1 protein-coding gene is annotated in these 460 nt (G+C 42.8%); it reads left to right on the forward strand.

Going from position 1 to position 460, the window contains the following annotated elements:
• Window positions 1-163: 163 nt before the first annotated feature.
• A partial coding sequence (locus FHL79_RS26680; protein WP_218938609.1) for a hypothetical protein occupies window positions 164-460 on the forward strand: 297 nt, incomplete at its 3' end.

Below are 460 nucleotides of genomic sequence, written 5' to 3' on the forward strand. Positions count from 1 at the left end.
AAATATGACTTCCCTCTATTCACATAAAGAAGGATCACCTCCGCCATTGCCCAGTCGACGTCAGCAAGCTCCTCCAAAACCACCAAAACTTCCTCAAAGAAGATACCAAAACGACGAGGAAGAGGCTCCACCCTTGCCCAGGAGAAGCCAGTCACCTTTTGAGGTGAATTTGGTCACACCAGTCATTCGAAAACGAGAACCTCCAATAAAACCGAAAGCATCAAAACCAACATTAAACGCTGAAAAGAGACCACAATATGGTGCTAACGACACAAAAGTGGTCAATGATGATCGCAAATTGAAAACGAACGAAAGTGACGCTGAAACTACTAAAAAGACATTTAACAATACATCGTTTGGGACTAAACCAGCTACCAAGTACAAGTCTTTTCTCGATCTTGAGCAGCAAATAAAGACAGGACAACGAATTGGCGAGTCAAATGAAAAGATACCCAAACCG

The sequence above is a fragment of the Modestobacter altitudinis genome (assembly GCF_005930475.1).
GTDB lineage: Bacteria > Actinomycetota > Actinomycetes > Mycobacteriales > Geodermatophilaceae > Modestobacter > Modestobacter altitudinis.